Origin of the sequence: Arthrobacter sp. Leaf69, assembly GCF_001422645.1 — a bacterium.
GTDB lineage: Bacteria > Actinomycetota > Actinomycetes > Actinomycetales > Micrococcaceae > Arthrobacter.
In genome coordinates this window covers 513300-532419 of the sequence record NZ_LMLR01000001.1, presented here as the reverse complement: position 1 = coordinate 532419, position 19120 = coordinate 513300, and the positions used below count along the sequence as shown (strand labels likewise).

The following is a 19120-nucleotide window of genomic DNA, read 5'->3' as shown; positions in this document are numbered from 1 at the left end:
GTAACTCGCCCCAGCCGGAGCTACCGGCCGGCCCATTCCGCCGAAGCCCGGGCAGCTGCGGCGCGGGCTCGGTAGGTCCTTAGCCCCAGTGCGGGGGCTTCTGTTCCTGGAGCCAGGAGTCGTGGTCATAGCCGCCGGGCTCGTCGCCCCAGCGGCGGGGATCGTCTTCGGCGGCCTTGTTCGGCAGCACCCCTGCCGGGACCGTCACCGGCGCGGCCGGTTTCGGCTCATGATCCCGCCCGTTGTCCTGGACGTTTCCGTCGACCTGGACGTCCTCGTCGTTCTGGATGTCACCGTTGTTTCGCGTGCCGCCGTCTGCAGTCATGCCGCCGGCCTCCTTACTGCCCTGATCTGTCCTGTACTCAAACGCGCGCTCCGACCATGCGGACGGGGCCCGCCCGTTGGAGGCCTGCGCTTCGTTGACGGCCAGGTTCTCGACGTCGTCGTCGAAGAATCCCGGCGATGCCTGCTTCCGGTGCGTCACGGCCGGCTTTTCCAAGCCAAGGTAGCCGCCGATCCGGTCGGCGCAGGCCGAAGGATCGGTGAAAACCTCTATGGTCCATAGTGGCATGTAACGCCAGCCGAGTCGCTCCAGGAGTTGCGGGCGCAGCCTGCTGCGTTCGCGGACGGACAGCCGGCGGTAGTGCTCGGTGCCGTCGGACTCGATTGCAACCGGCCGGGGAATTTCGGCGTCGTCCTGGCCCAGGGTGCTCAGCGGGTCGGCCGCGGCAACCATGTTCAGCGCCCCGTCGTACTGGTGCCAGACACGGGCGCCCCTGGCACGGAGCCGGTCCCCGAGGTCCGCCACGAGGGGGTCCGCTCCGAGCGCCTGTTCGCTGGCGGCCGCGCGCGACGCCGGGCTGCCGAGATCGGAGTTGCCCGCGATTTCCCGGTCCAGGAGCTCGTAGAAGTCCACCGCGCCGTGGCTTAGCCGGGTCACGTCCAGATCTTCGGGGCGGAAGCAGCTCAACACGTGCAGCGACCGGCGTGCCCGCGTCATGGCGAGGGCAAACTTGGCCCGTCCGCCGTCCGCGGATAGCGGGCCGAGGCTGTGGAGCGCACGTCCGTGCGGGGTGCGGCCGTAGCCCGGGGAGAAGATCACGTGGTCGCGGACCAGGCCCTGGGCGCGGTCCAGGTCCACCACCCGGAAGGATTCGTCCCCTGCCGTGAAGAAGCTGGCCAGCAACGGATAGTTGGGCAGCTGCAACCGGATGGACTCACCGATCCTGGCCGCGTGCCGGAGGCTGCCCGTGACGACGGCCAAGGAGGTCCGGGGCCGCAGCCGGGCGTGTTCGAAGACAAGCTCCACCGCACGGTTGACCTCGGCCACCACCGACTCGACACCGTCGTGGTCCGCGCTGGGCAGTCCCGTACCGTCCGGCAAATATTCAACGGTCAGGGCCCGGTCCAGCCCGGTGGCGGACTGGCCCTCCGGCAACCGGCGGAGCCCGCTGTCGTAGAAACCCTTGCTCAGTTGCCGTACGAGGTCTTCGTCGACGGCGCGGTAGACGGTCCGCAGGTTCCATACGGGCAGCACGGTGGACAGGGCTTTGTACGCGCTCTCGACACCCTGGTGGGAGCTCTCGCCGGCGGCAAGCCGCTCCACACTGACGGTGAACGTCCGCGGGCTGGCAATCCTGTCGTCGCCAAAGGCAATGACTTGTTTGGCGCGGGCGACGGCCGGCAGGACTGCCTGCAGCGATGTCGCCTCGGCGTCGAGGATGACCACCGCGTCGAACCGCTGCTCCACCGGCAGGACCGCCGTCAGGAGATAGGGGCTGACGGACCACACGGGCACCAGCATGGGCAGCAGTTCCGCGGCCTGCCCGGTCAGGGCCGGCAGGGTGACCCGGCCGTCCTTGAGCAGGCTGCGCAGCAGCTCAGCCTGCCGCGGGTGCTCCGCGATGGCGGCCCGCCAGCGTTCGGCGAGGTTCCAGCGCAGCCGGGCCGCGCCGCTGGCGATGTGGGCGTTGTCCGCGAGGCGGTATTCGGCTTCGAGCTGTCGCAGGGCGTCGCCGTCGGACATGGCCAGGTAGTCGTCCCCGCTGATCATGGCTTCCAGCGCGGACTGCCACCAGGCGAGCTCTAGCTCCGCGGCCACGGAATCGGCCGGCACTTCACGCTCGGCAAGGTCAGCCAGGAGTTCGCCGAGGCCGTGCTCGCGCATGTTTTCGACCAGGAGCGTTCGCTCAGGCAGGGTCTCGAGGGTCCCGGTATCGGCAACAAGCCGCACCAGACGCTCCATAAGTTCCTCATAGGGCGTGGTGTGCAACTCGCCGCCGGCCGCGGTGTGCCGGACGGCCTGGCCCAATTCGACCAGTTCGGCTTCCAGCTCGCGGTACAGGGCAATGATTTCCGCCAGGCCGGACGGGACCGCCGGGTGGCGCTGCGTCGTGGCATAGTCCGACCATGCGGCCCGCTGCTCCTGGACCAGGACGAGGGAGCTGTGCAGGTCGGCGATGTGGACGCCCGGGCGGACGTATTCCTTCGCCACGCGGCGCAGGCGGGAGCGCTGCATGGACGGCATCTCGATGTTCCGTTCACGGCGCCAGGAGGAGGCCGCGGTGGCTGAGATGAGGTCGTGGACCGGACGGTCGAAGATGTCAGCGGTGAATTTGTCGAGGCTCCCGCGCACCGCGACAAGAAGCTCCACTTGGTCTCCCCACTCGGCAAACGTACGGCCAAGGCGGATCTCGGCGTGCTCGGCGACGCCGTTCATCAGTTCGCGCAGTTCCGGGAGCTTCCGGGCAACGGAGCTCGCCACCTGCTGCGCTTCCTGGGTTTCCTTGCGGGTGAGGAGGCGGGCGCCGTGCCAGGGGCTCGTCGTCGACGCGCGGCTGAAACTCCCCAGTTCGGCCGCCCGGCGCAGCCGCCCGGCCAGTTCCTCGCGGTCCCGGATGCTGTCGAGCACGCTGCGCTTGAGCCGGACGGTGGTGGCCGGTGCAGGCTGGATGGACGTCAGCTCGGCCAGCGACTGCATGGCCTCGTAGGGTGAGCAGCCCCATCGCTGACGGACGTTGTGCAGCGAGGCGACGTGGTCCCGGAGGGCGTGACGGTGCTCGATCAGAGTGGTGTGCAGGTTGCTGAGCTGGGGTTCGAGGGACTTCTCGTTGCGCACAATGGCCCGGACCAGCTGGCCTTTGAGCTGCAGTGGAGTTGTGTTGCCGGCCAGCTGGAAGAGGGTGGAGTCCAACCCCAGGGTGTCCAGCTCGGCGGAGATTTCGCCCAGGCTGGCGCGCCTGTCCCCCACCACCAGAACGGTCTTGCCCTGATCGACCAGGGCGCCAATGGTATTGATGGCCGTCTGGGTCTGGCCGGTGCCCGGCGGGCTGCTGACCACGAGGGAGTCTCCGGCGCGGACGGCGTCGACGACGTACTGCTGGTCGGTGTCGGCGTCGAGCAGCAGCAGTTCATCGGCGGGATCCCGCTCGTCGGTGCTCGGGAAGCGCCCGTTCTTGAGCTCGGGGACCTCCACCGGCCCGCCGGCGGCGGCGCGGCCCAGCGCCGTCACAAGGGGATGGTTCGCGTTGATCCAGGGGTCCTCGAGGCTCCCGGACAGGTCGGCGAAGGTGGAAACCAGAAGGTTGTGCTCCACCTCGGCGCCGTGGATCGGCTGGATGAGCGTGCCCAGGCGTTCGAGGACGGGCTGCGGATCGAAGCGGGCGGTGCTGTACGCCATGCGGGTGATGGCGCTGACGTCGAAGACGATCCCGTGGATCGTCTTGAGGTGGCGGATCAGCGCGGGGTTGATCTTGGCCTGTTCGGTCAGCTGCAGTTCGTAGTCGTCTTCGCCCGGCCGGGCTGTGAGGGAGATGGCAGCCAGCATGACCGGGGCGGAGACGCGCTGGGGCTTGCCACCGACGGCGGACGTCCAGACGACCGTGCCGGCTGAGAAGTATCCGGCATCGATGCCGCGGTCGTTGGAGAGTTCGAAGATCTTGGAGCGCAGGTTGCGGGAGGCCCGCGCTGCGATGACGTACTGCTGGTGGTCACGGATCAGGGTGGAGAGCCGGGTGCGCCGGCCGGCCATCAGCTGCGCCAGGCCGGAGGGATGGGCGTGGGTCAGGTCGATGGAGCCCTCAGGCGTCTTGGTGAAGCGCAGCATGGTGTCTGCTCCGGTGACGGGCTTGAGCCCCGACAGCCATTTCCTGAGCTCCTCGGAGCCCTCGGGGTGGCCTTGACCAACTGACACTGCTGCCTTCTTTTCTGTGCTCGCGTTCACTGTGCTCACGGTTACCGTGCTCGCGCGGGACGTCCTGGACCATACCGGCATGCTTTCGAGGGTAGCCCGAATCCGGTGCCGGTGAGGCTCCGCAACACTGGCGGGACGCAAATTCGACCGGAATTTGCAGGATCGTCATCTGCTGCCAGAGCGGCACCTTCCCGCTCCCGGATGTCCCGGTCAGACGCAAAGTGGCCGGCCTCCCCAGGAGACCGGCCACTTCATTCGCCCTTTAGCGGGCTATTCCCACTCGATCGTTCCCGGCGGCTTGCTGGTCACGTCGAGCACCACGCGGTTCACGCCGTCCACCTCGTTGGTGATGCGGTTGGAGATCTTGGCCAGAAGGTCGTAGGGCAGTCGCGACCAGTCAGCCGTCATGGCGTCTTCGGAGGAGACCGGGCGCAGCACGATCGGATGGCCGTAGGTGCGGCCATCGCCCTGGACGCCGACGCTGCGGACATCCGCCAGCAGCACAACCGGCATCTGCCAGACCTCGTTGTCGAGTCCGGCGGCGGTCAGTTCGGCCCGCGCTATGGCGTCGGCCTTGCGCAGCAGGTCCAGCCGCTCCTTGGTGACTTCACCGACGATCCGGATGCCGAGGCCCGGTCCGGGGAACGGCTGGCGTCCGACGATTTCCTGCGGGAGGCCCAGCTGGGCGCCGACGGCGCGGACCTCGTCCTTGAACAGTGCACGCAGCGGCTCCACAAGTTCGAACTGCAGGTCTTCCGGCAATCCGCCCACGTTGTGGTGGCTCTTGATGTTCGCGGCGCCCTCGCCCCCGCCGGATTCGACGACGTCGGGGTACAGTGTGCCCTGCACGAGGAACTTGATCTTCTCGCCGTGGGCGGCCGCCTCGGCGATGATGGCCAGCTCGGCTTCCTCAAAGGCACGGATGAATTCGCGGCCGATGATCTTGCGTTTGGTCTCCGGGTCGCTGACTCCAGCCAGCGCCGACTGGAAACGCTCCTGCTCATTGGCGACGTAGAGCTTGACGCCGGTCGCGGCCACAAAGTCGCGTTCGACCTGTTCGGCTTCGCCTTCGCGCAGCAGTCCGTGGTCCACGAACACACAGGTCAGCTGATCGCCGACGGCCCGCTGGACCAGTGCTGCGGCGACGGCGGAGTCAACGCCGCCGGACAGGCCGCAAATGACCCGGGCATCGCCGATCTGCTGGCGGATCCGATCGACCTGCTCCTCGAGGATGTTGCCGGTGGTCCAGTTCGGTTCCAGCTTGGCGCCCTTGAACAGGAAGTTTTCCAGCACCTGCTGGCCGTAGGCCGAGTGCTTCACTTCGGGGTGCCACTGCACTCCGTAGAGGCTCTTTTCTTCGTTGGCGAAGGCGGCCACGTCGGCGCCCGCAGTCGTCGCGAGGACCTCAAAGCCTTCGGGAGCCTCGTGCACGGAGTCGCCGTGGCTCATCCACGTGCTCTGGTGCTGGGGCATTCCGTCCAGGATGGAGCGGCCTTCACCGATCGTCGTGGTCTCGGTGGCGCCGTACTCGCGGAGCCCTGTCTGGGCCACCTTGCCGCCGAGGGCGTTGGCCATGGCCTGGAAGCCGTAGCAAATGCCGAAAACCGGGATTCCGGCCTCGAAGAGGTCCGCGCCTACGCTGGGCGCACCTTCGGCGTAAACGCTGGCGGGACCGCCGGAGAGGATAATGGCGGCGGGGTTCTTGGCCAGGAGCTGCTCGGTGCTGTAGGTATGCGGAACCACTTCCGAATACACGTTCGCTTCCCGGACGCGGCGGGCGATCAGCTGCGCGTACTGGGCACCGTAGTCAACAACCAGCACGGGCTTGTGGGACGTCTGGGATGCAGTGGGAGTAGTCACCGTACTAGCCTACTTTGCGGCGCCCTCCGCCTGCACATTGAGAAGCCGGTCCGGGCCCGCAAACGCCGGCCGGGTAAGCGAACTCACACAGAAGCCCGGCGGCGGCAAGGCTGGCCGGGCGGCCACTCGGGCGCGGGTGCAGCTCAGGGCGAATCGACGGGCGGCATTCGCCCTGATCTGCGCCCGGCGCGCCTCCTCGCAGGTCAGGCTGCACACGGCGCGGGATCAGTAGCGCTGCGGGGCCTGCGGGTTCGCGGCCAGCTCGGCCTCCACCTCGGCGTGGAACTTCTTCTCCACGACGAAAGACAGGAACGGCACGACGCCGCCGAGAGCCAGAACGATCAGCTTCAGGAACGGCCAGCGCATCAGCGACCACAGGCGGAAGTTGGACATGAGGTACACGACGTACATCCAGCCGTGCACGATCAGCACCGCGATGGAGAGATTCACGCCGCCGATGACGCCGGGCGGCTCGGCGTCGGCGAACCCGAAGCCGAAGGGCTCGCCGGTGACGGCGTTGGTTCCGCCCAGGAAGAGGTACTGGCCGAACGCGTACCGGGCAATCAGCTCGGCGCAGAGCAGGAGCAGCATGGTGCCGGTCATGTAGGCGAGCACCTTGTAGAACTTCAGCGCCGAACGGATCTGGGCCTCGGTTCCGCCGAAGCGGCGCTTTTTGCCGGGCGTGTTTCCCGTTGCGTTGGACTGCTGCGGCTGGATGGCCGGCTGGGGCTCGATCATGATTGCACTTTCGGGTCGGTGGGGTGCGGTTCGATGGGGTCAGGGTCGGGGACGGGCCGTTCCGCAGCTTCCTGCTCCTCGTCGAGGGCGTCCTCGAGGTCGCGGCGGTAGTCGTCCCGCACGAGCCGCCACCAGATGAACAGCGCGAAGCCGGCAAACACAACCCATTCAGCGGCGTAGAAGAGGTTGAGCCAGTTGATCTTTTCGGCCGGCGGCTGCGGGCCGATGTTCAGCGGCTTCGCCTGTCCGCCGGACGCGGCGGCGCTGACATCGGTGCCGCCGGAAAGCTCGGAATTCGCGGTAACGAAGCCCGGGTAACTGCTGATGTCCCAGATGTTGATGAGTTCCGCAACGGAGACGGCGGTGGCCCGCCCGGCGCCGGCGTCGGTGCCCGGCAGCGGGGCCTCGGAGGGCAGCAGCCGTCCGGTCAGTTCAATAACGCCCGACGGCGGCGCCGCGGCGTCCGCGGGCTCGGCAACCCAGCCGCGGGCAACCGGGATCCAGGTCTGCGGTGACGCGCCGGCTCCGGTGAGGACGGGGGCGTCTTTCACGGCCAGGGCCGAGACGATCCAGTACCCCGTGGCACCGCCGTTCAAACGGCCCGGGACCAGGACCTGCTTCTGCGGATCGTACGTACCGGTGGCGGTGACGATCTGGTCAGCGACCGAGCCCGGGAAGAAGTCCCCGGGCCGGAGCACCGTGGTCAGCGGTTTGGGTTCCTCGGTGGTGGCGGCGACCGTCACCTCCGGCTGGGTCGAACGCCCGAACTGCCACTGGCTGAGCAGCACAAACACCCCGGAAACGACGATCGCGAACACCAGTCCGGCGATCCAGCGGGGTTTGAGGGCAGTTTTCAGCACCCCTTAACCGTACTTCGTCCGCGTGTAGAACAGCGAAACGGCCTGTGGGAAGCGTGGAGATCCCTAGTGGTCGAAGAAGACCAGGCTGGAGTTGATGAGTTCCGCGATCACTTCGGGGTCGTAGGCACGGCGGAGCGAATCGCGGAACGACTCCTTCGACAATGACCGGGCCAGGGTGGCGAGCACTTCGAGGTGGTCGGAGAAGGAACTGGCTGGCGTGCCGATCAGCAGGACCACCGTGGCGGGTCCGTCCGCGGCGCCGAAGTCCAGCGCCTTGCCGTATTTCGTGATCCCGACGGCAATGGAGGTTCGGGTGACGAATTCGCTGCGGGCGTGGGGCAGGCCGATGCCGCCCGGCAGGCCCGTGGCCAATTGGTGTTCACGGGCGTTGACGTGCTGAAGGAAGCCCTCCAGATCGGAAATGCGTCCGGCGGCATGCATCCGTTCAGCCAACTGGGCGGCCGCATCAATCTTGTCGGTGGCGTCCAACTCGAGGATCACCATGTCGGGGGTGGTGAGCTCGGCATCATACCGGTCCAGTGGTTCCGCCAAGAGGCATCCCTTCGAAGTGGCGTGAGTCCGCCGGCAGCCTCGGGTCGAGGCTGCCGGCGGACGCTGCCGGTCAACGCAGCGGAACGATGTCCTCGACGCCCATTCGTGCGGCGTCGGCGGATTCGTCGTCCGGCTGCTCCTGGCTGAGCCGTTCGGCATCGACCCTGGCCAGGTAGTGCTTGATCTCGCCCTCGCGCTGGGCATCGCTCCAGCCGAGGACTTCTCCCATCAGTTTAGCGACTACCGGCGCGGCGGACACACCGCGGTCCCAGGCCTCGATGGAAATCCGGGTCCGGCGGGTCAGGACGTCCTGCACGTGGCGGGCGCCTTCGTGAGTGGCGGCGTACACGGCTTCGGCTGCCAGGTAGTCGTCCGCGCCGGGCAGCGGCTCGGCCAGCTCCGGATTCCCGGCGATGAGCGCCAGCACCTCGGGGGCCATGGCACCGTAGCGGTTGAGCAGGTGCTCGATCCGCGCTACGTGGACCCCGGTCTCCTCGGCCATCCGGTTCCGGCGGTTCCACGCGGCTTTGAATCCGCTGGCGCCCAGCAGCGGAATGGATTCCGTGCAGCTGGGCGGGACACGTTCGTCCATGCTGCGCGTCGCCTCGTCCACGGCGTCCTTGGCCATAACCCGGTACGTGGTCCATTTGCCGCCGGCCACCACAACGAGGCCGGGAACCGGGTGCGCCACGACGTGCTCGCGGGAAAGTTTGGCCGTGGAGTCGTTTTCACCGGCCAGCAGCGGGCGGAGCCCGGCGTAGACCCCTTCGACGTCCTCGCGCGTCAGCGGGCGTTTCAGGACCCGGTTCACATGCTCGAGGATGTAGTCGATGTCCTTGCTCGATGCGGCGGGGTGGGCCTTGTCGAGGTGCCAGTCGGTGTCCGTAGTTCCGATGATCCAGTGCCGGCCCCAGGGGATGACGAAGAGCACCGATTTCTCGGTCCGCAGGATCAGGCCCACGGTCGACTGGAAGCGGTCCCGCGGCACTACGAGGTGAATGCCTTTGGAGGCGCGCACCTTGAGCTGGCCGCGGTCCGTGACCATGGCCTGGGTTTCGTCCGTCCAGACGCCGGTGGCGTTGATGACCTGCTTGGCCTTGATGTTGAACGTGGAGCCGTCTTCATGGTTGACCACTTTGGCGCCGACCACACGTTCGCCTTCCCGGAGAAAGGCGACGACGGACATCTGGTTCACTGCGTGGGCGCCGTAGTAGGCCGCGGTCCGGACCAGGTTGGCGCAGTATTTGGCATCATCGACCTGTCCGTCGTAGTACCGGATGGACCCGACGAAGGCGTCGTCTTTGAGGCTCGGCGCTGCCCGCAGCGTCCCCCGGCGGCTCAGGTGCTTGTGGAACGGCACGCCCCGGCGCTGGCCGGTGGAGATGGACATGGCGTCGTAGAGGGCTATGCCGGCGCCCACGTAGGGCCGTTCGAGGAAGGGCTTGGTGAGCGGGTACAGGAACGGGACGGGGCGGGCGAGGTGCGGGGCGAGCGCGGAGAGAATCAGGCCGCGTTCGTGAAGTGCCTCTTTGACGAGGGCGAAGTCGAGCATTTCCAGGTAGCGGAGGCCGCCGTGGATGAGCTTCGACGAACGGGAGGACGTGCCTGCGGCCCAGTCGTTGGCCTCGACGATGCCGACGCTGAGGCCGCGCGTGACAGCGTCCAGGGCGGCACCGGTCCCCACGATTCCGCCACCGACGATCAGGATGTCGAGTTCCTTGCCCGGGTCCGTGGTGCCCCTGAGTACCGCGAGCGAAGCTTCGCGTTCCGCAGGCCCCAGGGCACCACCGGTCTTGGGAGAACCGCCGGGAAAACTGTTCATTTTACGCCTCCATCCGGATCAAAGCTCGTAGTGCACCACACTACTTCCAACTTCCCCGGATGGGCAGGGGGCGTCAGTTCCCGGCGTAGGGCGACACCACGACGTCGACGCGCTGGAATTCCTTGAGGTCCGAATAGCCGGTGGTCGCCATCGAACGGCGCAGCGCACCGATCAGATTGGACGTTCCGCTGGTGTGATGACCCGGTCCGAACAGGACCTCTTCGAGCGGCCCGACGGTGCCGACGTTGACCCTGTCGCCGCGGGGAAGTTCAAGGTGGTGCGCTTCCTGGCCCCAGTGCCAGCCCTTGCCGGGCGCTTCCTCGGCGCGGGCGAGGGCACTGCCCAGCATCACGGCGTCGGCCCCCATGGCGATGGCCTTGACGATGTCACCGGAGGATCCCATGCCGCCGTCGGCGATCACGTGGACGTAGCGGCCGCCGGACTCATCCATGTAGTCGCGCCGGGCGGCGGCGACGTCGGAGATGGCGGACGCCATGGGCGAGTGGATGCCGAGGGCGCGGCGGGTGGTGCTTGTGGCTCCGCCGCCGAAGCCGACCAGCACGCCGGCGGCGCCGGTCCGCATGAGGTGCAGCGCCGGGGTGTAGCCGGCGGCCCCGCCGACAATGACGGGAACGTCGAGTTCGTAGATGAACTGCTTGAGGTTCAGCGGCTCGTGGTCCTTCGAGACGTGCTCGGCCGAGACGGTGGTGCCGCGGATGACGAAGATGTCGACCCCGGCGGCAACGACGGTCTTGTAGTGTTCCTGGGTCCGCTGCGGGGTGAGGGAGCCGGCCACGGTGATACCGGCGGCGCGGATCTCGGCGAGCCTGGACGTGATCAGTTCCGGCTGGATCGGGGCCTGGTAGAGCTCCTGCATGCGGCGTGTGACGGCAGGGCTGTTGGTCTCGTCCTGGAGCGCGCCGATCTGGTCCAGCACGGCCTGCGGATCCTCGTAGCGGGTCCAGAGGCCTTCAAGGTCCAGGACGCCGAGCCCGCCGAGGCGGCCCAGCGCGATGACAGTTTCCGGAGACATGGCAGAATCCATGGGCGCCGCGATGACCGGCATGTCGAACTTGTAGGCATCGATCTGCCAGGCGACGGATACATCCTTGGGGTCACGCGTACGTCGGTTGGGGACGATCGCAATGTCATCCAGGGAGTAGGCACGACGCCCACGCTTGCCTCGGCCAATCTCAATCTCGTAAGTCACTGCTCTAGGTTATCCCAGTGAGCGCGCGCGACGCCGATGGCGGGCCGCTGCGGCCCGGCGTGACCGTGGAGCCGGAACGTGCCCGGGGCTGCAGCGGGCAGCTGCCATGGGCAGTGCTGCCCATGGCAGCTGCCCACGAAATGCCATAACCTGAGGAAATTGGGCCTCGACGAGCGTCCTTGCCCTACCCCTTGGAGGACCACCAATGACCCCTGGCCTCTTTGGCGCCGATATTGAACGGTTGCGGTCACTGTCAAAATCCATGGGTCAATAGCCGACATGAGCGTTCCAACTCCTTTCCCCGCGGGCCAGACCGCGCACACGCTTGACTACTGGACCTCTCCGGAACTGGCACGGGTCAGTCCGCCCAACGCACCCTCCCGTCTGCGGCAATTGGCTGATGCCCAGGGCACCCTCACTGCGGCATGGAGCAGCGCCATCGGATCCGGGCCTCTCCTGCTCCTGGCGGGCGGCTTCGTCTCGGCCATGTCAGGCAACCCCGCCTGGGTCTTGATCCTCGGCTTGCCGGGCGTTGCGTTGACTGTGCTGGGCCTGGTCTCCTGGAAGCGGGTACGTGCCACACTGCCGAACACCAAAAGGCTCCTCATCGCCCGTGGCCCGGGGTCGGCGCGCGGCGGCGTCATGATGGTCTCCGTGCTGGCCCTCATTCTGGGCGGTCTTCTGGCCACCGCTCTCCCCGGGATCGCCCCCCCCGGGGAACTGCGACGCTGCTCGCTGTGAGCGGCGCGTACGTTCTCATTGTGGCTCTCCTGGCAGCCTTTATCCTCATCCCGTCCGTAGTTCTGGGACGGGCCCGGCGGTCCTTCCGGCGAAGGATCCAGACAGACCCGGGGCTCCGCGCAGCGGTGGAAGGCGATCTGGCCATTTGGCGCGATCCACACGGGAACGCGGGTTACGGCCCCCTGTAGTGACTGCAGGCAGGAGTCCTGCGGGGACGGGCATCCACCGGATCTGACGCGCAGCATCTGCGCCTCGGCCAGTAGTCTGGCGGGATGACGAAACGCTGGGTTTTCGACGGCCACATCGCCGGGATCGGGACGGAGTCCGGCCTGCGCGTGGTGGTGGGCCTCTGGCAGCAGTCCCCCTTCGGTGCCTTCGCCGACGCCATGGTGGAGTTGCCCTCCGGCCACCGGATCCTGCTCGCCCCGGCCGAAGAGGTGGGTGACTTCATCGCTGAGGTCTACAACTTCGACGAGACCCGGGTGGTTGACGTCGCCGCGTCCCGCAGCGGGCACCGGCTCAGGGTCGACGCCGGCCCGCTCCGGATCCGTGCCGCCGTCGGGGCCCGGACAAGCCTGGGCGCCTTTGCCAGGCTGGTCCCCCGGCCGGTGGCCGTGCATCCGCGGTGGCTGCGGGCCGTCAGCCCGCTCGCAGCCCGGCTGAGCGCCGGGGTCCGCACCGCCGGCGCGGCCAGGGGCGGGCGGCAGGAGTACTACGGCGTCACCGACCTGCACCGCATCGACTCGGCGAGCGTCAGTTGGGACGGCGGCGACGCCGGGTCCCTGGCCGCCATCCGGCCCGCCGTCACGTTCGGTTTCAGCAGCGTTCCCCCGGAGCCCAGCCTGGCGCGGGTCCGGACCACGGTGCTCCAGGTCGGCGGCGATGGGAAGAAGTACCCATCTCAGGGCTGACAGGGATGGGCTAGTTTGGGTTCGGAGTCCGGCGGAGCGCCGGAACAACATTGGGGGAATCAATGACGCCGGACATCACTGGAACGGACACGGGGGTGGACCCCGAGGGCACGGCATTCGGTTTGGCCCAGCGCAGGTCCTGGGTCTTCTCCGCCTGGTGGTACCCGGCAGTCCTGTCTGTATCCGGCGCGGTCCAGGCCGGACTCGCCCTGGCCGTTGGCCAGAGCGCGAAAGCGGGCATTGTCCTAGCCAGTCTGGGTGCGGTCTCCGCGGCCTTGGGCTGGGCCCTCACGGCCGGGCATCGGTTCACCCGCAGACCTCCCAAACCCGGATCGGACATCCCCCGGGTGAAACAGGGAATCCGGACCACTCCCATCATGGTCCGGACCATCCTGATCGCCAGCGCGCTGGGTGTTGGTGCACTGGTGTTATTCACGCCCAGGGGCGGCTCACCCAAATCTCTGCCGCTATTGGGAATGCTGGCGATCTGGCCTTTGGGCCTGGCTGTGGGCCTTGCCTATACGCGCCGGCTCATGATCAAAAGTCCCACGCTGTACGCGCAGTGGCTTGAACGCCGCTGACGCGGGCCGGAAGACCCGACGCACCCAAAAATAATCGATAGTTCACACCGACTTGACAGCATTTGTCAATGGTTTACAAATCGTGAAAATGCCTCTAGGTTTGCTTTCGGCCCGCCGGGGATCTCGCCCGCCGGCCTCCACACCCCGTTCCGGCGTTCCGCAATGCCCGGTTAAAGAAAGCAGAACCCATGGGAAGTGCATCACTCAGGAAGTCCCGCGTCCTGGCCCTGTCGCTGGCCGCCGTCGTCGGCACCATGACCCTCGCCGTCAGCCCGGTGCTCGCCGCCCCCGGCACCGGACCGGTTGCCTCGGAGAACCTCCCGGCGCCGGACGTCAACGCCGGCGAGGCGTACACGCAGTTCATCGTGAGCTTTAAGAAGACCCCGGGGAACGCCACCCCCAACGGTCGCGCGAACGCGTGGGGCAAGGCGGCCCGGCAGCAGGGGGTCAGTGTGAAGGAGCTGCGCGCCCTGGCCACCGGAGGAACCCTGATCGCCTCCGACAAGGCACTCTCCGACCAGGCCGCCAGGGACTTCATGAACGAGATTGTCGCGTCCGGACAGGTCAACGCCGTCGAACCCGATGCCCGCATGTCGGCGGTCCTGACGCCCAACGACACGCGCTATGCCGAGCAGTGGGACTTCACCGCGGCGAACGGCATGCGCATCCCCGGCGCCTGGGACGTCTCCACCGGCTCCGGCTCCACCGTCGCCGTGATCGACACCGGCATCACGGCGCACCCGGACCTGGACAGCAACGTGCTGGCGGGCTATGACTTCGTCTCGGACGCCACTGCGGCCCGCGACGGGAACGGCCGGGACGCCAACGCCCAGGACCAGGGCGACTGGTACGCCGCCGGCGAATGCGGACAGACCGCGGCCTCCAATTCCTCCTGGCACGGCACCCACGTGGCCGGCACCGTTGCCGCCGTCACGGGCAACGCCACCGGCGTGGCCGGTGTGGCGCCCAACGCCAAGGTGGTCCCGGTCCGGGTCCTGGCCAAGTGCGGCGGGTCCCTCTCCGACATTGCCGACGCCATCATCTGGGCCTCCGGCGGCACAGTCTCCGGCGTCCCCGCCAACGCCAACCCGGCCAAGGTCATCAACATGAGCCTGGGCGGCTCCGGCGCCTGCGGCACCACATACCAGGCCGCCATCGACGCCGCCGTGTCCCGGGGAACCACCGTGGTGGTGGCGGCCGGCAATAGCAACCAGGATGCCTCCGGCTTCCGCCCGTCCAACTGCAACTCGGTAGTCACCGTGGCCGCCAGCAACCCGAGCGGCGCCCTCTCCTACTACTCCAACTACGGCGCCACCGTGGACCTCACGGCTCCCGGCGGGGACACCGGGGTCAGCGGCGGCGGCATCCTCTCCACGATCAACACCGGAACCACGACGCCCGGCGGCGCCGGCTACGCCAGCTACCAGGGCACCTCGATGGCAACCCCGCACGTCGCCGGCCTCGTGGCCCTAATCAAGTCCAAGTCCCCCGCCCTCACTCCGGCCCAGGTCGAGTCCACGCTCCGGCAGGGCACCCGGGCCATGCCGGGCGGCTGCACCAAGGGCTGCGGCGCCGGCCTCTCCGATGCCACGGCCACCATGGGGCTGCTCGGCGGCACCACCCCGCCGCCGTCGGGAAACCTGCTGCTGAACCCCGGCTTCGAGAGCGGTTCGGCCTCTTGGACCTCCAACCACGCGGACACGTTTGAGACCGGAACGAACGCCCGCACCGGCAGCGGCTTCGCCGGCCTGAACGGCTGGGGGTCGTCGACGTCGTACACGCTCGACCAAGCCATCTCCATCCCGTCCTCCGTCACCGGTTCCACCTTGTCCTTCTACCTCAAGACCCTGACCGACGAGACCACCACCGGAACCGCCTACGACACGCTGAAGATCCAAGCCATCAGCAGCGGCGTCACCACCACCTTGGCCACCTACTCCAATCTGAACAAGTCCACCGGCTATGTGCTGAAGACCCTGGACCTGTCCTCCTTCAAAGGAAAGAGCGTCACACTGCGCTTCCTCGGCGCGGAGGATTCCTCGCTCAAGACCTACTTCTTCGTGGACGACACCTCGGTGACGACCTCGTAGCAGCGCCCGCGCCCCAGGAATGGGCATGCCCTCCCTCCCGGGAGGACATGCCCATTCTTCGTGCCCCCTCAGATGCCTTCGGTCTCGTCCACGGTGAGCTGGGATTCGAACATCCGGAAGTAGCGGCCCCGCAAAGCCACCAGCTCCTTGTGGGTACCCTGTTCCACGATCCGGCCGTCCTCGAGCATGTAGACGACATCGGCCTTCTCGATGGTGGCGAGGCGGTGGCTGATCGCGATGATGGTGCTGCTGCGGTCGGCGAACAGGCGGGTGAAGATCCGGTGTTCCGCCAGGGCGTCGATGGCCGATGTGGGCTCGTCCATGACCATGAAGGAGGCGTTCCGGTAGAAGTTCCGGGCCATCGCGAGCCGCTGCCACTGGCCGCCGGACAACCCGCTCCCCTTCCGTCCGCGGGGGTCCTCCATCCAGTTGCTGACGTGGTTGTCCAGCCCGTTGGGCAGCCTGTTGATGAACTCCAGAGCCTCCGCATCAGCCGCGGAGCGGCGGATCCGATCGTCGTCGCGCGGTGATTCGACGTCGCCGAAGAGGATGTTCTCCGCCGCGGTGGCGAACTCGTACTTCAGGAACTCCTGGCTGAGCACCGCCAGATGGCGGTGCCAGGACTTGACGTCGACGGCGGCGAGGTCGACGCCGTCGAGCAGCACCTGCCCGGAGTCCGGCCGGTAGAGTCCCGCGAGGATCCGGATCAGGGTGGACTTGCCGGCGCCGTTCTCCCCCACGATCGCAATGTGCTGTCCCTCGCGGATGGTCAGGGAAATGCCCTTGATGACCTCCAGTTCGCTGCCGGTGTACGTGAACCTGATGTCCCGCAGCTCCACGGTGGTGGGTGCCTGCAGCAGGGGCGGGGCGTGGTCGGAGTGCACGGGCATCGCCATAAAGAGCTCGTAGTCCTTGAGGTTCGCCAGGTCCTCGTCGATTGAGCTGAGCGAGGAGACGAGGCTGTTGGCGGTGGACAAGGCGCGGCTGACGATCTGCTGGACGTAGAGGAACTGCCCCACCGGCTGCGCCCGGGCGATGATCTGCCCCACCACCCAGATCAGCGAGACGACCTCCGCGCCGTACTGCAGGGCGTCCGCGGCGAGCTGTTTGGGAATGTAGCGCTTCTGGAAATCCAGCCGCCTCCGTTCGTCCGCGTCGCGCAGCCGGGACCGCAGCCCCATCAGGTATCCGACGATCCCGTAGAGGCGCATCTCGGCGATGTGCTGGGGCCGCAGGAGGTTGGTTTCGATCATCCGCCGCTGCCTGCGCGAATCGACCTGGGTGTTCCAGTGCGCGATCTGCTCGCGGGAGAGCTTGAACTGCAGGTACACGCTGGGCACGATCGCCACGAGGACGATTACCGCGATCCACCAGCTGACCAGCATCAGGGCACCGATCGCGAGGATGACCGAGACCAGCTGGGTGAAGATGGCGGCGATCCGGTCCAGGACGCGGGCGTAGGAATCGGAGAAGCGCTTGGCCCGGTCGTACAGGTCCACTGTCTCTTTGTCGTCATAGCGCCAAAATTCGAGGGCCAGGAACCGCTCATACATCAGGTCGCCCACGATCGCGCCCACCTTGAAGCTCATGAGCTGCTGGATGTACCGGTCCACACTGCTGAACGCGCCCCAGAACAATCCCAGCGCCGCGGTGATGATCACGTAGACAATCGCCTGCTGCCCGGCCGCGGCGTCGCCCGCATAGGCGGCGGCGAGGGACGTCGTCGTCAAGGCGGCGAAGTACGTGGTGACCAGCGGCAGCAGCGCCGAGATCAGCGAACCCAGGACCTTCATCACGACGGCGGCCGGCGAGGCCCGGAAACTGACGCGCAGCACCTGCGCCACAGCCCGCGCGTAGGGCTTCAGAGCCAGTTTGCGCTTCGGCTCACGCGCGGGCAGAAGTTCAGACATGCCTCCAGCCTAGTTGCGGGCGCCGACAGGCGGCTTCGACGCTACCGTGCGCAGAAACAACCAGGCCATGGGGAGAGATCCCCATGGCCTGCTTGCCGCATATCAACGCGGGTTAGCGCGAACCGTAGTTCGGGGCCTCCACCGTCATCTGGATGTCGTGCGGGTGGGACTCCTTCAGTCCGGCCGCCGTAATCCGGACGAACTTTCCGCGGGCCTTGAGCTCCGGCACGGTCGGGGCGCCGGTGTAGAACATGGTCTGGCGGAGGCCGCCGACCAGCTGGTACGCCACCGAGGCCAGCGGGCCGCGGTACGCCACCCGGCCCTCGATGCCCTCCGGGATGAGCTTGTCGTCGCCGGAGACGTCGGCCTGGAAGTAGCGGTCCTTGGAGTAGGAGGTGTTCTTCCCGCGGGTCTGCATGGCGCCGAGGGACCCCATGCCGCGGTACAGCTTGAACTGCTTGCCGTTGACGAAGATCAGGTCGCCCGGGGACTCGTCGCAGCCGGCCAGCAGGGAACCGAGCATTACGGTGTCCGCGCCGGCGACCAAGGCCTTGCCGATGTCGCCCGAGTACTGCAGTCCGCCGTCGGCGATCAGCGGAACGCCGGCGGGAATGGCGGCCTTGGCGGACTCGTAGATCGCGGTGATCTGCGGGACGCCGACGCCGGCGACCACGCGGGTGGTGCAGATCGAGCCGGGACCCACGCCCACCTTGATGCCGTCGGCACCGGCGTCGATCAGCGCCTGGGCGCCTTCGCGGGTGGCGGCCTGGCCGCCGATGATGTCCACGTGTGCTGCCACGGGATCGGACTTCAGCCGGCGGATCATGTCGAGGACGCCCTGGGAGTGCCCGTTGGCGGTGTCGACGAAGAGTGCATCCACGCCGGCGTCGATCAGGGCCATGGCCCGCTCCCAGCCGTCGCCGAAGAACCCGATGGCCGCGCCGACCCGCAACCGGCCCTCGTCGTCCTTGGTGGCCAGCGGGTACTGCTCGGCCTTGGTGAAGTCCTTGGTGGTGATGAGGCCCTTGAGCCGGCCCTGCTCATCAACGAGCGGGAGCTTTTCGATTTTGTTGGTGGCCAGCTTGTGCGAGGCCTCCTCGCGGCTGATGCCGACGTGGCCCGTGACGAGGGGCATCTTGGTCATGACGTCGCTGACCAGGCGGAGCGGGAAGTCCGCTTCGGGGACGAAGCGGGTGTCGCGGTTGGTGACGATGCCCAGCAGCCGCATGCCCTCATCCACCACTGGCAGGCCGGAGACCCGGTAATGCGAGCAGATCTCGTCCAGCTCGGCCAGCGTGGCTTCGGGGCCGATGGTCAGCGGGTTGGTGATCATGCCGGATTCACTGCGCTTGACCCGGTCCACCTGGTCCGCCTGGTCGGCGATGGAGAGGTTCCGGTGCACGACGCCGAGGCCGCCCTGGCGTGCCATGGCAATCGCCATCCGCGATTCGGTCACGGTGTCCATCGCCGCGGACAGCAGCGGCGTCTGGACCGAGATGCGCTTGGAGATCCGGGAGGAGGTGTCGGCCTCGGAGGGAATGACATCCGTGTGGCCGGGCAACAGCAGGACGTCGTCATACGTCAGTCCGATGAAGCCGAAGGGGTTGTGTTCGGGCTGGGTCATGAGTGCGCCTCTTACCTTGGTTACGGGGT

At 67.5% G+C, this 19120-nt stretch carries 14 protein-coding genes; 5 read left to right on the top strand and 9 right to left on the bottom strand.

The window, feature by feature from the left end:
- Positions 1 to 79 precede the first annotated feature (79 nt).
- The 7 genes from ASE96_RS02470 to ASE96_RS02440 all read right to left on the bottom strand — a co-directional run bounded on the left by ASE96_RS02470 (position 80) and on the right by ASE96_RS02440 (position 11234).
- Positions 80 to 4192, bottom strand: coding sequence for an AAA family ATPase (locus tag ASE96_RS02470; protein ID WP_200912969.1), 4113 nt, complete (start codon positions 4190 to 4192; stop codon positions 80 to 82).
- Positions 4193 to 4462: 270 nt separating this feature from the next.
- Entirely contained in the window at positions 4463 to 6052 is a 1590-nt protein-coding gene (guaA, locus tag ASE96_RS02465; RefSeq protein WP_056425444.1) for a glutamine-hydrolyzing GMP synthase, read from the bottom strand.
- A 225-nt stretch (positions 6053 to 6277) separates the two neighbouring features.
- Positions 6278 to 6790, bottom strand: coding sequence for a DUF3817 domain-containing protein (locus ASE96_RS02460; protein WP_056425441.1), 513 nt, complete (start codon positions 6788 to 6790; stop codon positions 6278 to 6280).
- Positions 6787 to 7650: an SURF1 family protein gene (locus ASE96_RS02455; RefSeq protein ID WP_056425439.1), complete on the bottom strand. Its 864-nt coding sequence runs from the start codon at positions 7648 to 7650 to the stop codon at positions 6787 to 6789. Before ASE96_RS02455 ends, ASE96_RS02460 begins: the two co-directional genes overlap by 4 nt.
- A 63-nt stretch (positions 7651 to 7713) precedes the next feature.
- Positions 7714 to 8202: a PTS sugar transporter subunit IIA gene (locus ASE96_RS02450; RefSeq protein WP_056425436.1), complete on the bottom strand. Its 489-nt coding sequence runs from the start codon at positions 8200 to 8202 to the stop codon at positions 7714 to 7716.
- A 70-nt stretch (positions 8203 to 8272) separates the two neighbouring features.
- A complete protein-coding gene (locus tag ASE96_RS02445; protein WP_056425433.1) occupies positions 8273 to 10024 on the bottom strand; it encodes a glycerol-3-phosphate dehydrogenase/oxidase in 1752 nt (583 codons plus the stop codon).
- 73 nt (positions 10025 to 10097) lie between these two features.
- On the bottom strand, positions 10098 to 11234 hold the full coding sequence (locus ASE96_RS02440; protein ID WP_056425431.1) for a GuaB3 family IMP dehydrogenase-related protein: 1137 nt from the start codon (positions 11232 to 11234) through the stop codon (positions 10098 to 10100).
- 17 nt (positions 11235 to 11251) lie between these two features.
- On the opposite strand from ASE96_RS02440, the gene ASE96_RS19685 reads away from it, so the two are divergent.
- The 5 genes from ASE96_RS19685 (at position 11252) to ASE96_RS02420 (ending at position 15557) form a co-directional block, all read left to right on the top strand.
- Entirely contained in the window at positions 11252 to 11383 is a 132-nt protein-coding gene (locus tag ASE96_RS19685) for a hypothetical protein (protein ID WP_268753734.1), read from the top strand.
- A 130-nt stretch (positions 11384 to 11513) separates the two neighbouring features.
- Positions 11514 to 11975, top strand: coding sequence for a hypothetical protein (locus tag ASE96_RS02435; protein ID WP_235500078.1), 462 nt, complete (start codon positions 11514 to 11516; stop codon positions 11973 to 11975).
- A 272-nt stretch (positions 11976 to 12247) separates the two neighbouring features.
- Positions 12248 to 12886: a hypothetical protein gene (locus tag ASE96_RS02430; protein ID WP_056425429.1), complete on the top strand. Its 639-nt coding sequence runs from the start codon at positions 12248 to 12250 to the stop codon at positions 12884 to 12886.
- A gap of 62 nt (positions 12887 to 12948) precedes the next feature.
- A complete protein-coding gene (locus ASE96_RS02425) occupies positions 12949 to 13467 on the top strand; it encodes a hypothetical protein (protein WP_056425426.1) in 519 nt (172 codons plus the stop codon).
- A 188-nt stretch (positions 13468 to 13655) separates the two neighbouring features.
- Positions 13656 to 15557 carry a S8 family peptidase gene (locus tag ASE96_RS02420; RefSeq protein WP_056425423.1) on the top strand — a complete coding sequence of 634 codons (1902 nt, stop codon included), beginning with the start codon at positions 13656 to 13658 and terminating at the stop codon, positions 15555 to 15557.
- Between the two features lie 68 nt (positions 15558 to 15625).
- Here ASE96_RS02420 and ASE96_RS02415 read toward each other — a convergent pair whose 3' ends face one another.
- Positions 15626 to 17467, bottom strand: a complete 1842-nt coding sequence (locus ASE96_RS02415) for an ABC transporter ATP-binding protein (RefSeq protein WP_056425422.1) — start codon at positions 17465 to 17467, stop codon at positions 15626 to 15628.
- A gap of 112 nt (positions 17468 to 17579) precedes the next feature.
- Positions 17580 to 19091 (bottom strand): IMP dehydrogenase, encoded by a 1512-nt coding sequence (gene guaB / locus ASE96_RS02410; protein ID WP_056425419.1) that lies wholly within the window; start codon positions 19089 to 19091, stop codon positions 17580 to 17582.
- Between the last annotated feature and the right edge of the window lie 29 nt (positions 19092 to 19120).

Bases quoted from the DNA above. Each gene is read 5' to 3' on its own strand.
- ASE96_RS02460 (WP_056425441.1), bottom strand. From the start codon at position 6,790: ATGATCGAGCCCCAGCCGGCCATCCAGCCGCAGCAGTCCAACGCAACG.
- ASE96_RS02445 (WP_056425433.1), bottom strand. From the start codon at position 10,024: ATGAACAGTTTTCCCGGCGGTTCTCCCAAGACCGGTGGTGCCCTGGGG.
- ASE96_RS02435 (WP_235500078.1), top strand. From the start codon at position 11,514: ATGAGCGTTCCAACTCCTTTCCCCGCGGGCCAGACCGCGCACACGCTT.
- ASE96_RS02430 (WP_056425429.1), top strand. From the start codon at position 12,248: ATGACGAAACGCTGGGTTTTCGACGGCCACATCGCCGGGATCGGGACG.
- ASE96_RS02425 (WP_056425426.1), top strand. From the start codon at position 12,949: ATGACGCCGGACATCACTGGAACGGACACGGGGGTGGACCCCGAGGGC.
- ASE96_RS02420 (WP_056425423.1), top strand. From the start codon at position 13,656: ATGGGAAGTGCATCACTCAGGAAGTCCCGCGTCCTGGCCCTGTCGCTG.
- ASE96_RS02415 (WP_056425422.1), bottom strand. From the start codon at position 17,467: ATGTCTGAACTTCTGCCCGCGCGTGAGCCGAAGCGCAAACTGGCTCTG.
- guaB (WP_056425419.1), bottom strand. From the start codon at position 19,091: ATGACCCAGCCCGAACACAACCCCTTCGGCTTCATCGGACTGACGTAT.